This window comes from Paraburkholderia nodosa DSM 21604 (assembly GCF_000519185.1).
Classification (GTDB): Bacteria; Pseudomonadota; Gammaproteobacteria; order Burkholderiales; family Burkholderiaceae; genus Paraburkholderia; species Paraburkholderia nodosa.
In genome coordinates this window covers 282943-301718 of sequence record NZ_JAFA01000004.1, presented here as the reverse complement: position 1 = coordinate 301718, position 18776 = coordinate 282943, and the positions used below count along the sequence as shown (strand labels likewise).

Sequence of the window (18776 nt, the reverse complement as noted above, 5' to 3'; positions counted from 1 at the left end):
CCTCGCGTGAGCTCAAGGCAAATGAAAGACCTGCACGAGCGGCTGTTGCAGCGGCACGTTGTGTGCATCCGTCTGCATGATGTCGGCCATGCAATCCCACCATTTGCGCATGATGGGCAGCTCGGGCAGCGCGTCCATGGTGTGATCGTCGCGGCGTTCGAGCACGGCAAAGAGGTGATGCGTCGCTTCGTCGAGAAAGATGCGGTAATTTTCGACGCCCGCATCGCGCAGCGCGCTCGCCAGCTCGGGCCAGATTTGGCGGTGACGCCGCTCGTATTCGTCCCGCTTGCCGGGATCGAGCTGCATGCGAAACGCCATTGTCTCCATGATCGTGTCTCCGTCCAGCCTTGTTACGTCGTGCGCTTATGCCGCTTTTGTGACCAGGGGCACGCGTTGCCTCGGTATTTGCCCTGGCTTCGCGGCGGCCCAAAGGGGCTAAAGGGCACGCGTTTTTTACGTGGTTAGCTGCGTTGTGATCCGACTATAATTCCCGCATCGATAGCCAACCAATCCGATGTTGGGATCGGGCGATGCACAAACCGGATCGCTCCATGAACCATCACACTTCCGTCGTCGCACTCGTCAACCGGCTCAGATTCAAGCACCTTGCCCTGCTCGTCGCGCTCGACGACGCGCGCAACGTTCATCAGGCCGCCGACGCCATCAACGTGGCCCAGCCCAGCGCGAGCCGCATGCTGAGCGACATCGAGGAAGCGTTCGGCTTCCGGCTCTTCGAGCGCAACGCGCGCGGCATGCAGCCCACCGCGCTCGGCGTCGTCACGCTCGCCTACGCGCGCCGCGCGCTCGCCGAACTCACGCGCTTTGCCGAAGACCTCGACGTGAAGCGTCGCGGCGGTCACGGCCAGCTCACCGTGGGCGCGATCATGGGCGCCGCGCCCGACTTGCTCGCGCAAGCCGTCGCCACGCTCAAGACCGAACGGCCGCTGCTGCACGTGCGCATCCTCGGCGAAACGAGCGACCAGGTCGTGCAGTTGCTGCATCGCCGCGAAGTCGATCTCGCCCTCGGGCGCCTCACCACGCCGCTGCAGCACAACGATTTCAGCTTCGAGCCGATCGCGCGGGAAACCCTCGTGCTGGTGGTGCGCGCGCGCCATCCGCTTGCGCGGCGCGAACAGGTCACGCTCGCGGAACTGATGAACTGGCCATGGGTGGCGCAGCCCATCACGAGTCCCGCGCGCGAGTTGTTCGAAGGCGAACTCGCGCGCGCCGGTCTCGGCACGCCCGCCAATCTCACCGAGTCGGCCTCGATCTTCGCCACGCTGCAACTGCTCGAAAGCTTCGACGCCGTGGCCATGCTGCCCGAGCCGGTCGTGCGCGACCATGTGCGCGGCAAGCTGCTCGTCGTGCTGCCGCTCGAAATCGGCAAGAGCCTGCCGGGCTACGGCGTGCTCACGCGCAAGAACGAGCCGCTTGCCGAGCCCGCCGAGCATTTCGTCGGCTTGCTGCGGCGCTTTTCGCAGCCCTTCAAGATGGACGATATCGCTCACGATGGTTCGCACGCGGCCGTGCTCGCTCCTCATTGAAACGCGTGGCCCATGGCTCACTGCAGATTCACGAATAGCCCGCCGTCCACGAGCAGCGCGGCACCCGTCACGTAGCGCGCGCGGTCCGAGGCGAGAAACACCACGCATTCGGCCACGTCTTCGGGCGCGCCCAGCCGCCCGAGCGGAATACGCTTTTCGAAGTAGGCGCGCTTGCCTTCGTCGCTCAGGTCTTCGGCGTTCAGGTCGGTGGCGATGGTGCCCGGCATCACCGAATTGCAGCGTATGCCATAGGGCCCAAGCGCAATCGCGCACGACTGCATGAGCGAATGCACGCCGGCCTTGGTGGGCGTGTAGTGCGTCTGCATGCCGCCGCCCACGAGCGCGCTGATCGAACTCGTCGCCACGATCGCGCCGCCCGTGCCCTGCTCCTTCATTTGCCGCGCAACGGCCTGGGTCACGTAGAACGCGCCGTTCAGGTTCACGCCTATCGTGCGTTCGAGCACGGCGGGCGGCATGTCGAGAAACGAGTGGAACGGGCAGATACCCGCATTGCTGGCGAGCACATCGACCTTGCCGAAGCGCTCCACCGTCTGGCGCACGAGATCCACGCCCGTTTGCGGCGCGGCCACGTTGCCTTCCAGCGCGATCGCGCGGCGCCCTAGCCGCTCGATCTCGTCCAGCACCTCGTCGATCGCCGAGCGGCGGCCGTACGAGGCGTCGTTGTCACCCCAGTAGTTGATCGCGATATCGGCGCCCTCGCGGGCGCTCGCAATCGCAATGGCGCGGCCAATACCGCGCGAACCGCCGGTGACGATCACCACCTTGTCCTTGAGCAGCACGTGTTTCTCCTCGTCGCTTGTGATGAGCCTCGATTGGTGCGCGTTCGGCGCGCTCAGTGCGTGTATGGCCGCGAAAGTTTGCAGTCCGGATTGAGCCGCACGCCGAAGCCCGGCGCGTCCGGCACCTTGAGCCGTCCTTTCACCGGCACCGGTTCGTCGAGCAGCAGCGGCGTGAACATCGGCACCACCTTGTCGGCCTTCGGCGCCATCATGAGAAATTCCGCGAACGGCGAGTTATGGCGCGTCACGACGAAGTGGTAGCTGTACACCGAGGAGCCGTGCGGCACGACCAGCACGTTGTGCGCGTCGGCGAGCGCCGAGATCTTGATGAGTTCGGTCATGCCGCCGCACCAGTTCACGTCGGGCTGGATCAGGTCGCAGCAGCCCATTTCCAGCAGCATGCGAAAGCCCCAGCGCGTGGCCTCGTGCTCGCCGGTAGAAACCATCATGCCGCGCGGCACGTTGCGGCGCAGTTCGGCATAGCCCCAGTAGTCGTCGGGCGGCAGGCATTCCTCGATCCACTTGAGGTCGTACTCTTTCGCGGCCTGGGCGAGGCGCGTGGCATAGCGCACGTCGAGGCTCATCCAGCAGTCGTACATGAGCCAGAAGTCGTCGCCCACGCGCTCGCGCATCGTGGCGAGCAGTTCGATGTTCTTTCTGAGGCCCTCCTCACCTTCGGCCGGACCATGCAGCAGCGGCAGCTTGCCGCCGATGAAGCCCATTTCCTTCGCGAGATCGGGGCGCGCGCCGGTGGCGTAGAACATCAGCTCGTCGCGCACGGGGCCGCCGAGCAGCTGATACACCGGTTCCTTGCGGATCTGCCCGAGCAGGTCCCACAGCGCGAGATCGACGCCCGAGATGGTGTTGAGCACGACACCCTTGCGGCCGTAGTAGAGCGTGGCGTAGTACATCTGATCCCACATCTTCTCGATGTCGGTCACACGCTGCCCTTCGAGAAAGCGCGCGAGATGCTTCTCGACGATGAACGCACCAATCTCGCCGCCCGTGGTCACGGCAAAACCCACGGTACCGTCGCTCGCCTCCACCTCCACGACGAGCGTGCCGAGCACGTCGATGCCGAACGAGCGGCGGCTCTGGCGATACTCGGGATAGCGCGCCATCGGCGTGGAAATATGGTCGTCGATCCAGTGGCCGTCGGGTTGATCGTGATAGTCGGCGCCGCCGCCGCGCACGGTGAAGGCTCGCACGTGTTTGATGGTTGGCATGGCCATGTTACGTAGCTCCTGGGTAAAGGATTAGCGCGCGCGCCGCACGGGCGGCTCGAACGAGCGAGCCGTCGGCGTCACGGCGCGCGGCGCGACGACAAGAATGAGCAGCGCGGCGGCAATGCTCGCAAGGCCGAGCAGTTCGAGGCCCGCCGCGTGGGAAGCAAAGTTACGGTCGGCGGCGGCGCGCAGCAGCGGCGCGACGAAGCCGCCCAGACCGCCGAGCGAATTGATGAGCGCAATGCCGCTGGCCGAGGCCGCGCCCGCGAGATCGCGCGCCGGGAAGGTCCAGAAGAGCGGCTGCGCCGCGATGAAGCCGCTCGCCGCGCAGCACAGGCCGAGCATCGCGACGATCGCGCCCGCGCTGCCGCCAAGGCCTCCCGCCAGGCCCGAGACGGCGATGCCGACACCCGACATCACGAGCAGGCGCGCAGCCCATGCGCGATGGCCTCCGAGGCGGTCCGCACGGCGCGGCACGATCCACGTGAGCGCCACGGCGCACAGCCAGGGCACGGCCGCGAGCAGGCCCACCTTCAAGCCCACGGATGCGCCCACGAGCGAGGCCACCTGTTGCGGCAGAAAGAAGATCACGCCGTACACGCTCATCTGGATCAGCGCATAGATGCCGGCATAGGCAAGCACGCGGCGGTCGAGCAATGCCGCGAGCGCATCGCGCGGGCCGTGTGCGGCAGCTTCACGCGCGTCGAGCTGGATCGCGCCGGTGAGCGCGCGGCGCTCGTCGGGGGAGAGCCAGCGCGCGTCCTCGGGCTTGTCGACGAGGTACCAGAAGGCCCACACGCCCACGGCCGAGGCCAGGCTCCCTTCCACGAGAAAGAGCCACTTCCAGCCCGCCAGCCCGAAGGTGCCGTGCATCTCGAGCAGAAGTCCTGACAACGGGCCGCCGAAGATGAACGCCAACGGCGCGCCGAAATAGAACACGCCGATGGCGCGCGCCCGCGAGGACTGCGGAAACCACTGCGTGAGGTAATAGATGATGCCGGGGAAGAAACCCGCTTCGGCCACGCCCAGCAGGAAGCGCAGCACATAGAACGAAGTGGGCGACTGGACCCACGCCATCGCCGCGGAAATCAAGCCCCACGTGACCATGATGCGGCACATCCAGATCCGCGCGCCCACGCGGTGCAGCGCGAGATTGCTCGGCACTTCGAAGAGCGCGTAGCCGACAAAGAACACGCCCGCGCCGAACGCGAATGCCGCGTCCGAAAGACCCGTATCGTGCAACAGCGCCTTTTGCGCGAAGCCGATGTTCGCGCGGTCGAGAAACGCGAGCACGTACATCAAGAGCAGGAAAGGCAAGAGGCGGCGCATGGCCTTGCGGCCCGCGGCTTCTGCCAGCATAGGTGCCAGCTCAGGTTCCAGGGTAGGTGCCTCGATCGACATCGATGTCTCCTGTCGGCGCTCTTCTATTACCACCGCGCCGTTATCGTGATCCCGCGCGCGCTGTCCGGCCGATGCGCGCGGGTCGTGCTTCCCGCCTCAGTACGTCGCGCGCCCGCCCGAAAGATCGAACACCGAGCCGGTACTGAACGCGCAGTCTTCCGTCGTGAGCCACACGATCATCGAAGCCGCCTCGTCCGGCATCAGGAAGCGGTTCATCGGGATCTTCGCGAGCATGTAGTCGATATGCTGCTGCGACATCGAATCGAAGATCTCGGTCTTGGCCGCCGCCGGCGTCACGGCGTTGACGAGCACGCCCTTCGTGGCAAGCTCCTTGCCGAGCGACTTGGTCAGGCCGATGAGCCCGGCCTTCGATGCACTGTAGTGCGAAGCATTCGGATTGCCTTCCTTGCCCGCCACGGAGGCGATATTGACGATGCGCCCGTAGCCTTGCTCGATCATGCGCGGCACCACGGCGCGGCAGGTCAGGTAGCTGCCGATCAGATTCACTTCGATCACGCGGCGCCACACGTCCACGGGCAACTCCCACGTGAGGCCATTGCCGCCCGTAATGCCCGCGCTGTTCACGAGTGCGTGAATCGCGCCGTGCGTTTTCACGGTTTGCTGTGCGGCTGCCTCGACCGAGGCTTCGTCGGTCAATTCGACCTTCACCACCGAGACGTTGCCCAACTCCGCCAACTCGGTGCGCGCGCGTTCGAGCCGTTCGGCGTCGATGTCCCAGAGCGCGACCGCCGCTCCCGAGCGCAGTGCCCGCTGCGCCACGGCATAACCCAGACCGCGCGCGCCGCCCGTCACGACCATCACGCGATTGTTCAGATCCAGTTGATTCATTGCGCCTGCCCTCCTTGTTCCGCCACGAGGCGTTGCTGTTGTTCGCCCAGGCCGCTCACGCCCAGCCGCATGGTCTGTCCCGCGCGCAAATAGATGGGCTCCGGCTTCTGCCCCATGCCCACGCCCGGCGGCGTGCCGGTCGAGATCACGTCGCCGGGCTGCAGGCTCATGAACTGGCTGATATAGGAAACGAGCGTGGCCACGTCGAAGATCATCGTGCGCGTGTTGCCGTTCTGGTAGCGCTTGCCGTCGACTTCGAGCCACATGTCGAGCGCCTGCGGGTCGGCGACTTCGTCGCGCGTGACGAGCCAGGGGCCGAGCGGCGCGAAGGTGTCGTAGCCCTTGCCCTTGTCCCACTGGCCGCCGCGCTCGATCTGCCATGCGCGCTCGGAAACATCGTTGACCACGCAATAGCCGGCCACGTAGTCGAGCGCGCGCTCGCGCGGTACGTTGCGCGCTGCTTCGCCGATCACCACGCCCAGCTCGACTTCCCAGTCGACCTTCTTCGCGCCCGGGGGAATCAGCACGTCGTCGTTGGGGCCGGTGATGGAACTCGTTGCCTTGAGGAAGAGCACGGGCTCCGTGGGCACAGGCATGTTCGATTCGGCGGCGTGGTCGGAATAATTGAGGCCCACGCAGACGATCTTGCCGACGCTGCCCACGCAGGGGCCGAGGCGGGTGTTGGCGGGGACGAGCGGCAAGGTGGCGAGATCGTATCCGGCAAGCTGGCGCAGCGCGGCCGCGCCCAGACCTTTGCCCGCCACGTCCGGCGTGACGCCGGAGAGATCGCGCACGCGCTCCTCGTTATCGATCACACCCGGCTTTTCAGCTCCCTTACTGCCCCAGCGGACCAGCTTCATGCGGCGTCTCCTGATATTGGAATGGATCGTTGACAGCCAATATAGGTGTGCCGCGATAGCCGAACAATCCGAAAGCCGCATGAGGCGATAGCGAAACCGGATCGCGCCCTTTGCAGTGTTATGCGCCGTGGGTATACAGACGAACAAAAGCCCGCGAACGCCATGGCGTACGCGGGCTTGGTGCACTGCAACGCACCTGTCTCGCAGGCGCGGTATGGGTCAGCGCAGTCAGTGCATGGCGTGCAGGTAGTGATAGAGACCGGCCGCAGCCGCACCGCCGGCAAGCGGACCGAACACCGGAATCCACGCATAGCGCCAGTCGCTGTCGCGCTTGCCCGGAATCGGCAGCAACGCATGCATGATGCGCGGCGAGAGATCGCGCGCCGGGCTCATCGCGTAGCCGGTCGGGCCGCCGAGCGAAATGCCGATGCCGAGCACGAGCAGGCCCACGGGCAGCGCGTCGAGTGCGCCGAGTCCCACCTGCGGCGACGCCAGATAGAGCACGCCGAGGATCAGCACGAAGGTGCAGATTGCTTCCGTCAACACGTTGTGGCGCTTGCTGCGAATAGCGGGCGCCGTGCAAAACACCGCGAGCTTGATATCCGGGTCGGCTTCGTTCGCGAAGTGCTGTCGATAGGCAAGCCAAACGAGCAGCGCGCCCGCCATGCCGCCGAGCATCTGCGCCGCGATATAGCCGCCGACCTTCGACCACGCGAACTTGCCCGCGAGCGCGAGGCTGATCGTGACGATCGGGTTGAGGTGCGCGCCGCTGAACGAGGCAGTCACGTAGACCGCCACGAACACGGCCATGGCCCAACCCATCACGATGACGATGAGGTCGGCGCCCTTGCCCTTCGTTTTTGCCAGCAGCACGTTTGCAACGGCGCCGTTACCGAGCAGCACGAGAATGGCCGTGCCGATGAACTCCGCAATATAGGGTGACATGATTGTCGTAGTCTCTCTCTGCCCGCGCGGTGCATGCGCACGAAGCGCATGCCATCCCGCTGCGGGTTATGTTAATTAGTTATGCTTGTTTGTTGAAAAGCTGACTGCGTTGCTCAGTGCGAGTCGTCCGCCCAGGCCTTGGCCGCACGCACCGCACGCTGCCAGCCCGCGCGACAGGCGTCGACCTGCGCGGCCTGCATCGACGGGGAGAAACGGCGGTCGAGCTTCCACTGGCTCTGCAGTTCGCCCACGTTCTGCCAGTAGCCGGTTGCGAGGCCTGCGAGGTAGGCCGCACCGAGCGCCGTGGTTTCGGTGATCTTCGGGCGCACCGCATCCACGCCGAGCAGATCCGCCTGGAACTGCATGAGCAGATTGTTCGCGCTCGCGCCGCCGTCCACGCGCAGCTCGCCCACGCTGATGCCCGAATCCGCCTCCATGGCCGCCAGCACGTCGAGCGACTGGTACGCGATCGAGTCGAGCGCCGCGCGTGCGAGATGGGCCGAGGTCGTGCCGCGCGTCACGCCGAACAGCGTGCCGCGTGCGTGCGCGTTCCAGTGCGGCGCGCCGAGGCCCGCAAACGCCGGCACGAGGTACACGCCGTCCGTGTGCGGCACGCTCGCGGCGAGCGCTTCGATTTCCGGCGCGCTCTTGATGATGCCCATGCCGTCGCGCAGCCACTGCACCACCGCGCCGGCGATGAAGATGCTGCCTTCGAGCGCATAGTTGACTTCGTCGCCGATCTGCCACGCGATCGTCGTGACGAGGTTGTTCTTCGACTCGATGGGCTGCGTGCCCGTGTTCATCATCAGGAAGCAGCCCGTGCCGTAGGTGTTCTTCACCATGCCCGTGCTCGTGCACATCTGGCCGAACATCGCGGCCTGCTGGTCGCCCGCGATGCCGGCCAGCGGAATCTTCGAGGCGAACACCGTGGTCTTGGTCGGACCGTAAATTTCGGATGACGAACGGACTTCGGGCAGCATGCTGCGCGGAATTTCGAGGGCGTCGAGCAACTCGTCGTCCCATTGGCGCGTGTGAATATTGAAGAGCATGGTGCGCGACGCATTCGTCACGTCGGTCACGTGCAGTTCGTGCTTCGTGAAGTTCCAAACGAGCCAGCTGTCGACGGTGCCGAACGCGAGCTTGCCTTGACGCGCTTTTTCGCGTGCGCCGGGCACGTTGTCCAGAATCCAGCGAATCTTGGTTGCCGAGAAGTACGAATCGATCGGCAACCCCGTCTTCGCACGCACTTTCTCTTCGAGGCCGCGCGCCTTGAGCGAATCGCAGAAGTCGGCTGTGCGGCGGTCCTGCCACACGATGGCGTTATAGACGGGATGGCCCGTCTCGCGGTCCCAGACGATCGTCGTCTCGCGCTGGTTCGTAATGCCGATCGCGGCGATGTTGGTGCCGTTCATGCCGGCCCGCGTCACGGCCTCGGCAGCGACGCCCGCCTGGGTCGACCAGATTTCCTGGGGATCGTGCTCGACCCAGCCCGGCTGCGGATAAATCTGTTCGAACTCCTTCTGGGCAACCGAAACGATGTTGCCCTGACGATCGAATAGCATGGCGCGCGAACTCGTGGTGCCCTGGTCGAGCGCAAGAATGTACTGTTCCTGCATGTCTCTCATCTCCGTCTGTACTAGTTGTGATAACGCGCCGCGGGGACGGCGCGTGGGGGTACGTACCTTACCTTGCGTGATGCCGGCGAACTTCAGTGCTGCGCGGTCGCCATCGCGCTTGTTGCGGCAAACCAGTGATCGATTGCGGCGGCCACGCCATTGAGCGTGCCCGGCGCGACATGGAGGCCCAGCTTCGAGCGGCGCCACAGCACGTCTTCGGCGCGCGTGGCCCATTCGGCGTTGCGCAGGTAGCGCAATTCGGCCTCGTAAATGCCCGGCGCGACTTCGGCGCCGAGGTCCGCGAGCGATTGCGCATTACCGAGAAGTCGCTCGGCGCGCGTGCCGTATGCGCGTGCGTAGCGGCGCGCAAGCGCGGCGGGAAGCCACGCATGGCGTCTGGCGAAGTCCTGTGCAAAGGGCTCGAAACGCGCGTTCGCGATATCGCCGCCGGGCAGCGGCGCGCCCGCCGTCCACGAAGGCGCGGCGTGGTCGAGCACGCGGCACAGCATGTCCGAAGCTTCTTCCGCAAGCTTGCGGAAGGTCGTGATCTTGCCGCCGAACACCGAAAGCAGCGGCGCGCCAGCGGTTTCGTCGAGTTCGAGCTTGTAGTCGCGCGTGACGGCGGACGCATTCTCCGCGCCCTCTTCCTCGAGCAGCGGACGCACGCCCGAGTAGGTCCATCGCACGTCGGCGGGAGAGATCTTGCGCTTGAAATAATGATTGATCGACTCGCACAGATAGCGCGTTTCGTCGCCGTCGATCGAGACCTTCGCGGGATCGTTGTGATACTCCACGTCGGTCGTGCCAATGAGCGTGAAGTCGTGCTCGTACGGAATCGCGAAAATGATGCGCTTGTCCGGGTTCTGGAAGATGTACGCGTGGTCGTGATCGAACAGGCGCTTCGTGACGATATGGCTGCCCTTCACGAGCCGCACGCTGTGCTGCGCACCGCGCCCGAGCGCACCATGCAGCACCTCGCCCACCCACGGGCCGGCCGCGTTGGCGATGGCGCGAGCGCGCACGTCGAAGGTGCTGCCGTCCGGGCGGCGCAGGAGCGCCTGCCATTCGCCATCCGCGCCGTTCGTGGCATTCGTGCGCACGGCGGAAACGAGCTTCGTGCGCGTGAGGATTTGCGCGCCGCGCTCTTGCGCGTCGAGCGCGTTGAGCACGACGAGGCGCGCGTCGTCGACCCAGCCGTCCGAATACACGAAGCCGCGCTGGATCGAGTCGATGAGCGGCTCACCCGCCGCATGGCGGCGCATGTCGATGCCGCGCGAGCCCGGCAGCAATTCGCGCTTCGCAAGATGGTCGTAGAGAAACAGGCCCATGCGAATGAGCCAGGCGGGACGCAGATTCGGCATGTGCGGCATGACGAAACGCAGCGGCCACATGATGTGGGGCGCGGCGCGCAGCAGCGTTTCGCGCTCCTGCAGCGCCTTGCGCACGAGCCCGAATTCCTTGTACTCGAGATAGCGCAGCCCGCCGTGAATCAGCTTGGTGCTGCACGACGAGGTATGCGAGGCGAGATCGTCCTGCTCGCAAAGGAGCACCGACAACCCGCGGCCGGCCGCGTCGCGCGCGATGCCCGCGCCGTTGATCCCGCCGCCCACGACGAGCAGATCGTACCGGTTCTGTTGAGTCACCCTGCTGTGTCCCTGAAAGAAAAACGAACCTCGAAATGTTCGAATTCGAAATTTATCGAACACGAACGAAAAAGTAAAGGTTCGATTTAAGGGGAATTGATCGAAAGCAGTGCGTAAACGAACATTCATCGAACATGTTTCGAACGTTCGGCAGGTGCGAATGAAAACGGGGCGCGAGCGCGTTCCGGGCCAGACAACGTCCCGCCCACGCGCGAAGCGCGCCGGACTTCAGATCGGAAATAGAGAGACCGCGCGGACGACGCGCTCAGAACAAGCGCGGACGACAATCCCGCGGCTTACGCGGCGATGTGAACCTGCGTACCCGCTGCGAGCACCGCCTCGTTCATTTCCTCGGGCAGCGGCTGGTCGGTGAAGAGCGCGTGAATCTGGCTCAAATGCCCCTGGCGCACGAGCGCCGGGCGGCCGACCTTCGAATGGTCGGCCACGAGGTAGACCGTGCGCGCATGCTCGATGATGGCCTGCGCCACGCGGACTTCGCGCGTGTCGAAGTCGCGCAGCGTGCCGTCGGTCTCGATGGCCGAGGTGCCGATGATCGCGTAATCCACCTTGAACTGGCGGATGAAGTCGATGGTGTGCTCGCCGACGATCCCTTTGTCCCAGGGCCGCACGACGCCGCCCGTGATCATCACTTCGCAGTCGGGGTAGCCGCTCATCACGCTCGCTACGTTGAGGTTGTTCGTGACGACGCGCAGGCCCTGATGATGATTGAGTGCGCGCGCGACTTCCTCGGTCGTCGTGCCGAGGTTGATGAAGAGCGATGCCTGATCGGGAATGTGCTGGGCTGCAAGGGCCGCGATGCGGCGCTTCTCATCATGGAACATGTGCTGCCGCGCACTGTACGAGACGTTCTCCGAACTCGTGGGCAGGCTCGCGCCGCCGTGATAGCGGCGCAGCAGATTCATGTCGGCGAGCCAGTTCACGTCGCGGCGAATGGTTTGCGGCGTGACGTCGAAATGCGAGGCGAGATCGTCGACCGTGACGAAGCCGTCGCGTTGCACCCATTCGAGCATTGCCTGCTGGCGCGCGTTCAGGGTGAGGCGAGGATCTCGTGTCATTGGCTCGTTTGGCATGCAAGTGAGGACCGACCTATTGTAAGGGCTTGCCCACCCGATTCAGGAGAAAGCCGATGCATGCCGTACGCAAATGGATAGCAGGCGCCGCCGTGATCGCCGTGACCGCCATGCTGGCCCCGCTGCTGGCCCCCCTGCCCGCCGCCGCGCAAACGAACCCCGGCGCGACGCCCCCCGCTGCGCCCGCCGCCTCCGCCACACCCGCTGGCGACGGCACCTTCCTCCTGACGATCTTCCTGAAGCACGACGAGTCGAAGCCGCTGCCGAAGATCAATCAGCAACTCGCGGAGCAGGGCTTCTACAAGGCCTTTCCGCCGCCCGGCATCGAAGTGGTCTCGTGGTACGTGATGATGGGGATCGGCCAGGTCGTGACGCTGCGTGTGCCCGCCGACCGGCTGCGCGAGGTGAACCGCGCGATCGAGCAAACCGCGTGGGGCGGCTATCGCACGGAGTTTTATCCGACCTACGACTACAAGGCGCTCGCCGAGCAGGCGCGAGCGCGCAACGGCAAATAGCGGCCGGTGATGGCGGGCAAGGGAGCGCGAGGGATTCACGGGCCGCGGGCGCCCCCAGGGCTCCCCCGTAGCTTCCGTTAAAATGCTGCGCTTTCCCTTTTCACCCGCCGCGCCCGATGCAATCCGCCTCATCGACCTCGCCCGCCGCCACCCGCGGCGCGCACGACACCGAACTCACCCACGACCTCGTCTACGGCCCCAACGACCGCCCCGCGCCCACCATCGCCTTCGTGGCCGCGCTTCAGCATCTGCTCGCGATCCTCGTGCCGATCGTCACGCCGGGGCTCCTGATCTGCCAGGCGCTGGGCGTCTCCAGCCGCGACACCACGCTGATCGTCTCGATGTCGCTGGTGATTTCCGGCATCGCCACGTTCCTGCAATGCAAGCGCGTCGGGCCGCTCGGCGCGGGGCTGCTCATCGTGCAGGGCACGAGCTTCAACTTCGTCGGCCCGCTGATCGCGGGCGGCAGCCTGATGGTCAAGCAGGGCACGCCCGTCGAAACCGTGATGGCCGCCATCTTCGGCGTCGTCATTGCGGGCTCGTTCGTCGAAATGGCGGTGTCGCGCATCCTGCCCTTCATCAAGCGCCTCATCACGCCGCTCGTCACCGGCATCGTCGTGCTGCTGATCGGTCTCACGCTCATCAAGGTCGGCCTCATCAGCATGGGCGGCGGCTATGGCGCCATCGCCAAAGGCAACTTCGCGAGCGTCCAGAACCTCACGCTTTCGGGCCTCGTGCTCGGCACCATCATCGTGCTCAACCGCGTGCCCGTCGTCTGGGTGCGCAGCACGGCGCTCGTCATTGCGCTCGCCATCGGCTACATCGTTGCGGGCGCAATGGGTCGGCTCGACTTCACCGGCGCGCGCGAAGCCGCGCTGTTCCAGATTCCGACCCCGCTGCATTTCGGTCTGGGCTTCTCGTGGTCGCTCTTCGTCCCCATGCTGATCATCTACCTCGTGACCTCGCTCGAAGCGATCGGCGACGTCACCGCCACCAGCAAGGTGTCGAAAGAGCCGGTGGAAGGTCCCGTGTGGATGCGTCGCATCAAGGGCGGCGTGCTCGTGAACGGCTTCAACTCGCTGATCGCGGGCTTTTTCAACACGTTTCCCAGCTCCGTGTTCGCGCAGAACAACGGCGTCATCCAGCTCACCGGCATTGCCAGCCGCCACGTGGGCCTCTGGATCGCGGGCATGCTCGTCGTGCTGGGCCTCTTCCCGCCCGTGGCCGGCGTGCTGCAGGCCGTGCCCGAACCCGTGCTGGGCGGCGCGGCCATGGTGATGTTCGGCGCGGTGGCCGCTTCCGGCATCAACATCCTCGCGGGCACGCGTCTCGACCGCCGCGCGCTGCTCATCATCGCGGTGTCGCTGGCGCTGGGCCTGGGCGTCTCGCAGGTGCCGGAGATTCTGACCAGCCTGCCGCATGCGCTCAAGAACGTGCTGGAGTCGGGCGTTGCAACGGGCGGCATCTGCGCGCTCGTGATGAACTGGTTCCTGCCGGAAAAGCCGTAACCCTGCCGGGCGTGTGGCCCCGATACCGGACCGCACGCTTTTTCATTGACCATGATTTCCAATTTACTGGATAATGACTCCATCATCTTGGAAACAGGCTCAATGGACACCCCGACCGACGCCGGCATCAACGAGCGCATTGCCCGCTGCGTGCGCGACCTGCGCGCCACACGCGGCCTGACGCTCGACGCGTTGGCCACGCGCAGCGGCGTGAGCCGTTCGATGATCTCGATGATCGAGCGCGGCGCCGCCAGCCCCACGGCCGTGGTGCTCGAAAAGCTCGCGGCGGGGCTGTCGGTTTCGATGGCGAGCCTGTTCGGCGCAAGCGGCGAGAGCGCGCCCGCCGAGCCGCTGGTGCGCCGCGCGCAGCAGGCGCAGTGGCGCGACCCGCAGTCGGGCTATACGCGCCGGAGCGTGTCGCCGCCCAACTGGCCTTCGCCGATCCAGCTGGTCGAAGTGGATTTCCCGGCCGGCGCGCGCGTAGCCTACGAAACGGGCAGCCGCGAGACTGTGATTCACCAGCAGGTCTGGGTGATGGAAGGACGGATCGACGTGGAGCTGGGCAATCAACGACATTCGCTTCATGCAGGCGATTGCCTCGCCATGCGGCTCGATCAGCCGCTCATCTTCAGCAATCCAGGCTCGCAGGCCGCGCACTACGTCGTCGCGATTTGCGACGTGAGCGGTATCTGAACCCGCGTCATTCGCCGATCTTCCACCTTGTTCATTTAAAGAGGATTCCCTATGAATTCGAACTCACAGAGCGATGGCGTGCGCTTCATCGATTGCAACGAAGCGGACCATGCGTCGGCGATTCTCGAGATCCTCAACGACGCGATCGTCAATTCAACGGCGCTCTACGACTACAAGCCGCGTCCGCCCGAGGCAATGGCCACGTGGTTCGGCACCAAGCGCACGAACGGCTTTCCGGTCGTGGGCGCCGTAGACGAGGCCGGCACGCTGCTCGGCTTCGCGAGCTGGGGCACGTTTCGCGCGTTTCCCGCCAACAAGTACACGGTCGAGCACAGCGTCTACGTGCACCGCGACCAGCGCGGCCGTGGCCTTGGCGAGCGCCTGCTGCTGGAGTTGATCCGCCGCGCCCGCGAGGAACAGATTCACGTGCTCGTGGGCTGCATCGACGCCACCAATGCCGGCAGCATCGCGCTGCACGCCAAGCTGGGCTTCACGCACTCGGGCACGATCAAGGAAGCGGGATTCAAGTTCGGACGCTGGCTCGACGCCGCGTTTTACCAGCTCAATCTGGCGATGCCCGCCCCGCCGGTGGACGGCTGAGGCGCGCGCGCCCGGCGCCTCAACGTGCGCTCGAGCGGGCCGCAGCCGCCGTCATGGCACCGCGGATATGGCGCGCTCGCAGCGGTGCACGGGCCGCGCGCTTCGAAGCGCACGCTGCGCGCGTGGCACGCAGCTTCGCCTGACTGCGGTTGCGGGACTCGGCCTCGCGCGTGGCGCGCCGCGCCTGCCTGCGCACGACGAGCAGCACGCAGCCTATTGCCGCGACCACGGCCACGCGAAACGGCGACGACTCGAAGGCGCGTTCCGGAACGTGCAGCAGGAGAATCGAAATGAACACGGCGACCTGAATGAGGATCGCCGAAAGCGAAGCGACGAACAGGTAGGCGTGCAGGCGATCGGTCGGCGGCTTCATGGGGCTGCACTCCAGAAAGTTGCGCGGACAACGATATCCAGTCTGGCTGGGTCCACCCTACGCCTCGAGAATGTCAAGCGCATGGCAATGCGCGACGCTGGGCAGAGGTATGAGATCGTGCCTGCTCCAAGCTGAAGAGAACCTTAAGGGAAGGCGCCTGCGAACACGCTTTATTCGTCGGACGATAATCCTTTGCGCACCCTGCCAACCAACACCTTTCAGCACCTTTCGTCTTGCCTCGATTCGTGCGCAATATGACAAGGTCTCTTCCCGTTCATACCGTGCTTACGTAAGGTTGACTTAAGCTCGCGCGCCGTACGCTTGAAGGTTGTAATCCGTACGGCAATGCAGTCATGAATCGCACTTATGAATATCGCGGCTACGCAATCCGCGTTGGCGTCGAAGCGAATGGCACGATCCCGCTCGAGCGCCTGGAAATCGAACGGCCTCGCTATGCAGCGTTGGTAAGCATCGCGGCGATCGACGAGCGCGCCTCGCCCTCGCCCCTGAAAATCGACAACGCCGCCGGGCTGCCCTTCCACTCCGATATCGACGCCTTGATGGGCGGCTACAGCGCGGCCTGCCGCCTGATCGACGAACAGCTCGCCGATACGCCGGCCTGACCGAAAAGAAAAAACGCGCGACAGCCAGAAGCCATCGCGCGTTTTTCATCGGGACGCACTGCGTGCGTCCGGTGCCTGCACTCAGTCGCGGTTCGCCTGCAACACGGTCAAGGCGGCCATGTTAATGATGCGTCGCACCGTCGAGCTCGACGTCAGCACGTTCACCGGCGCATTCACGCCCAGCAGGAACGGCCCGACCGCCACATTGCTGCCCGCACCCGTCTTGAGCAGGTTGTAGGCGATGTTGCCCGAGTCCACGTTCGGACACACGAGCAGGTTCGCCGCGCCCTTGAGCTTCGAATGCGGCAGGATGCGCAGGCGCAGGGCTTCGTCCAGCGCGCAGTCGCCGTGCATTTCCCCATCGATCTCCAGATCGGGATTCTTTTCCGTCACGAGCTTGAGCACTTCGCGCATCTTCGTGCCCGAAGCCGAGCTGCCCGAGCCGAAGTTCGAACGCGAGAGCAGCGCGACCTTCGGCTGCAGATTCAGCCATTCCATCTGGCGTGCTGCAGCCAGCGTGAATTCGGCGATCTGCTCGGCGTTCGGGTTGTCGTTCACGTGCGTGTCGACGATCGCGACCGTGCGCTTGTCGAGCAGCAGGATGTTCATCGCCGCATACGTATTCGCGTTGCGCTGCTTGCCGATCACCTCGTCGACGAAGCGCAGGTGGTCGTGATACGCGCCCACCGTGCCGCACACCATGCCGTCCGCGTCGCCCAAGCGCACCATCATCGCGCCGATCAGCGTGAGGCGGCGGCGCATTTCCACGCGCGCCATCTCCTTCGAAATGCCGTCGCGGCAACGCAGTTCCCAATAGGTCGTCCAGTACTGGTGGAAGCGCTCGTCGTACTCGGGGTTCGTGACTTCCACGTCTTCGCCGAGCTTCAGGCGCAGGCCGAACTTCTCGATGCGGGCGAGCAGCACTTCGGGACGGCCGATCAGGATCGGACGCGCAAGCTTCTCGTCGACGATCACCTGCACCGCGCGCAGCACGCGCTCTTCCTCGCCTTCGGCGAACACGATGCGCGACTTGCTGCCGTCACGCACGAACTGCTTCGCGGCCGCGAAAATCGGCTTCATGAACGCGCCCGAGTGATACACGAACTGCTGAAGCTCGTTCGTGTAGGCGCCGAAGTCGTCGATGGGGCGCGTGGCCACGCCGTCTTCCATCGCCGCCTTCGCAACAGCCGGCGCGATACGCACGATCAGACGCGAGTCGAACGGCTTCGGAATCAGGTACTTCGGACCGAAGCGCAGATCATAGGCGCCGTATGCGGCCGCCACGGAGTCGTTCAACTCTTCTTCCGCGAGCGTGGCGATCGCGTGCACCGCTGCGATTTCCATGTTGCGCGTGATGGTCGTTGCACCCACATCGAGTGCGCCGCGGAAGATGTACGGGAAGCACAGCACGTTGTTGACCTGGTTCGGGAAGTCCGAACGGCCCGTGGCGATCACCGCGTCCGGACGCGCTTCGAGCGCGACCTCGGGGAAGATTTCCGGCGTGGGGTTGGCGAGCGCGAGAATCAGCGGCTGGTCCGCCATCTTCTTGACCATCTCGGCCTTGAGCACGCCGCCAGCCGACAGGCCGAGGAACACGTCCGCGCCTTCGATCACGTCGGACAGCGAGCGCGCCGAGGTGTCCTGCGCGAAGCGCTCCTTGTCCGGGTCCATGAGCGTCGTGCGGCCCTGGTAGACCACGCCGTCGATGTCGGTCACCCAGATGTTCTTGAGCGGCAGGCCCAGATCCACCATGAGGTCCAGACAGGCCAGCGCCGCCGCGCCCGCGCCCGAGGTCACGACCTTGACCTTCGAAATGTCCTTGCCGATCACTTTCAGGCCGTTCATGAACGCGGCCGAAACGGTGATGGCGGTGCCGTGCTGATCGTCGTGGAAGACCGGAATCTTCATGCGCTCGCGCAGCTTGCGCTCGACCGTGAAGCAGTCGGGGGCCTTGATGTCTTCCAGATTGATGCCGCCGAAGGTGGCTTCGAGGCTCGCGATGATGTCCACGAGCTTGTCCGGGTCGCTTTCGGTGATTTCGATGTCGAACACGTCGATGCCGGCGAACTTCTTGAAGAGCACCGCCTTGCCTTCCATGACCGGCTTGGAGGCCAGCGCGCCGATGTTGCCGAGACCCAGCACGGCCGTGCCGTTCGTGATCACGCCCACCAGATTGCCGCGCGCCGTGTAGCGGAACGAGTTCTGCGGATTGTCGACGATCTCCTCGCAGGCCACGGCCACGCCCGGCGTATAGGCGAGCGCGAGGTCGCGCTGGGTGACGAGCGGCTTGCTGGCCGTCACCGAAATCTTGCCCGGCGTGGGAAATTCGTGATATTCGAGGGCGGCCTGACGATCGGTCTTGTTCATGTTCCTCACTCTGATGGTGTGCCCCACGCACGGAAGGCGCGGCGGTCATGTTCGAATGAAGCGATTCTAGAGAGCCCTCATAACCTGCTCATTTTGATTTAGTATGGGGCCATCATTTTTTG

At 65.1% G+C, this 18776-nt stretch carries 18 protein-coding genes; 6 read left to right on the top strand and 12 right to left on the bottom strand.

What is annotated here, in order from left to right:
• Nucleotides 1-12: 12 nt before the first annotated feature.
• Nucleotides 13-327: an L-rhamnose mutarotase gene (gene rhaM / locus A3CW_RS0107815; protein WP_028203068.1), complete on the bottom strand. Its 315-nt coding sequence runs from the start codon at nt 325-327 to the stop codon at nt 13-15.
• A 224-nt stretch (nt 328-551) separates the two neighbouring features.
• Here rhaM and A3CW_RS0107810 point away from each other — a divergent pair, with 224 nt between their 5' ends.
• A complete protein-coding gene (locus tag A3CW_RS0107810; RefSeq protein ID WP_028203067.1) occupies nt 552-1544 on the top strand; it encodes a LysR family transcriptional regulator in 993 nt (330 codons plus the stop codon).
• A gap of 17 nt (nt 1545-1561) precedes the next feature.
• On the opposite strand, the gene A3CW_RS0107805 is transcribed toward A3CW_RS0107810, so the two are convergent.
• The 9 genes from A3CW_RS0107805 to A3CW_RS0107765 form a co-directional block, all read right to left on the bottom strand.
• On the bottom strand, nt 1562-2344 hold the full coding sequence (locus A3CW_RS0107805) for an SDR family NAD(P)-dependent oxidoreductase (protein ID WP_028203066.1): 783 nt from the start codon (nt 2342-2344) through the stop codon (nt 1562-1564).
• Between the two features lie 53 nt (nt 2345-2397).
• Entirely contained in the window at nt 2398-3576 is a 1179-nt protein-coding gene (gene rhmD / locus A3CW_RS0107800; protein WP_028203065.1) for an L-rhamnonate dehydratase, read from the bottom strand.
• 24 nt (nt 3577-3600) lie between these two features.
• Complete coding sequence (locus tag A3CW_RS0107795; protein ID WP_028203064.1) at nt 3601-4950, bottom strand: MFS transporter; 1350 nt, start codon at nt 4948-4950, stop codon at nt 3601-3603.
• Between the two features lie 117 nt (nt 4951-5067).
• Nucleotides 5068-5820 carry an SDR family NAD(P)-dependent oxidoreductase gene (locus A3CW_RS0107790; RefSeq protein ID WP_028203063.1) on the bottom strand — a complete coding sequence of 251 codons (753 nt, stop codon included), beginning with the start codon at nt 5818-5820 and terminating at the stop codon, nt 5068-5070.
• Nucleotides 5817-6680 (bottom strand): fumarylacetoacetate hydrolase family protein, encoded by an 864-nt coding sequence (locus A3CW_RS0107785; protein ID WP_028203062.1) that lies wholly within the window; start codon nt 6678-6680, stop codon nt 5817-5819. The genes A3CW_RS0107790 and A3CW_RS0107785 overlap by 4 nt, the downstream gene beginning before the upstream one ends.
• 228 nt (nt 6681-6908) lie before the next feature.
• Nucleotides 6909-7625: an MIP/aquaporin family protein gene (locus A3CW_RS0107780; protein ID WP_028203061.1), complete on the bottom strand. Its 717-nt coding sequence runs from the start codon at nt 7623-7625 to the stop codon at nt 6909-6911.
• A gap of 113 nt (nt 7626-7738) precedes the next feature.
• Nucleotides 7739-9241 carry a glycerol kinase GlpK gene (gene glpK / locus A3CW_RS0107775; RefSeq protein WP_028203060.1) on the bottom strand — a complete coding sequence of 501 codons (1503 nt, stop codon included), beginning with the start codon at nt 9239-9241 and terminating at the stop codon, nt 7739-7741.
• A gap of 92 nt (nt 9242-9333) precedes the next feature.
• Nucleotides 9334-10884 (bottom strand): glycerol-3-phosphate dehydrogenase, encoded by a 1551-nt coding sequence (gene glpD / locus A3CW_RS0107770; protein WP_028203059.1) that lies wholly within the window; start codon nt 10882-10884, stop codon nt 9334-9336.
• 296 nt (nt 10885-11180) lie between these two features.
• The gene (locus A3CW_RS0107765; protein WP_028203058.1) at nt 11181-11960 is read right to left on the bottom strand and encodes a DeoR/GlpR family DNA-binding transcription regulator; all 780 of its coding nucleotides are present in this window, start codon (nt 11958-11960) and stop codon (nt 11181-11183) included.
• A gap of 71 nt (nt 11961-12031) precedes the next feature.
• On the opposite strand from A3CW_RS0107765, the gene A3CW_RS0107760 reads away from it, so the two are divergent.
• From A3CW_RS0107760 to A3CW_RS0107745, 4 genes are all read left to right on the top strand, one after another.
• A complete protein-coding gene (locus tag A3CW_RS0107760; protein WP_028203057.1) occupies nt 12032-12490 on the top strand; it encodes a hypothetical protein in 459 nt (152 codons plus the stop codon).
• A gap of 116 nt (nt 12491-12606) precedes the next feature.
• The gene (locus A3CW_RS0107755) at nt 12607-13998 is read left to right on the top strand and encodes a uracil-xanthine permease family protein (RefSeq protein WP_028203056.1); all 1392 of its coding nucleotides are present in this window, start codon (nt 12607-12609) and stop codon (nt 13996-13998) included.
• Nucleotides 13999-14100: 102 nt separating this feature from the next.
• The gene (locus tag A3CW_RS0107750) at nt 14101-14691 is read left to right on the top strand and encodes a helix-turn-helix domain-containing protein (protein WP_035512518.1); all 591 of its coding nucleotides are present in this window, start codon (nt 14101-14103) and stop codon (nt 14689-14691) included.
• A gap of 51 nt (nt 14692-14742) precedes the next feature.
• Nucleotides 14743-15291, top strand: a complete 549-nt coding sequence (locus A3CW_RS0107745) for a GNAT family N-acetyltransferase (RefSeq protein WP_028203054.1) — start codon at nt 14743-14745, stop codon at nt 15289-15291.
• A gap of 19 nt (nt 15292-15310) precedes the next feature.
• Here A3CW_RS0107745 and A3CW_RS50105 read toward each other — a convergent pair whose 3' ends face one another.
• Nucleotides 15311-15664 carry a hypothetical protein gene (locus tag A3CW_RS50105; protein WP_051481300.1) on the bottom strand — a complete coding sequence of 118 codons (354 nt, stop codon included), beginning with the start codon at nt 15662-15664 and terminating at the stop codon, nt 15311-15313.
• Nucleotides 15665-16017: 353 nt separating this feature from the next.
• Between A3CW_RS50105 and A3CW_RS0107735 the strand changes: the two genes are divergently transcribed.
• The gene (locus A3CW_RS0107735) at nt 16018-16287 is read left to right on the top strand and encodes a hypothetical protein (protein WP_028203053.1); all 270 of its coding nucleotides are present in this window, start codon (nt 16018-16020) and stop codon (nt 16285-16287) included.
• 81 nt (nt 16288-16368) lie between these two features.
• Here A3CW_RS0107735 and A3CW_RS0107730 read toward each other — a convergent pair whose 3' ends face one another.
• Nucleotides 16369-18654: an NADP-dependent malic enzyme gene (locus A3CW_RS0107730; RefSeq protein ID WP_028203052.1), complete on the bottom strand. Its 2286-nt coding sequence runs from the start codon at nt 18652-18654 to the stop codon at nt 16369-16371.
• Between the last annotated feature and the right edge of the window lie 122 nt (nt 18655-18776).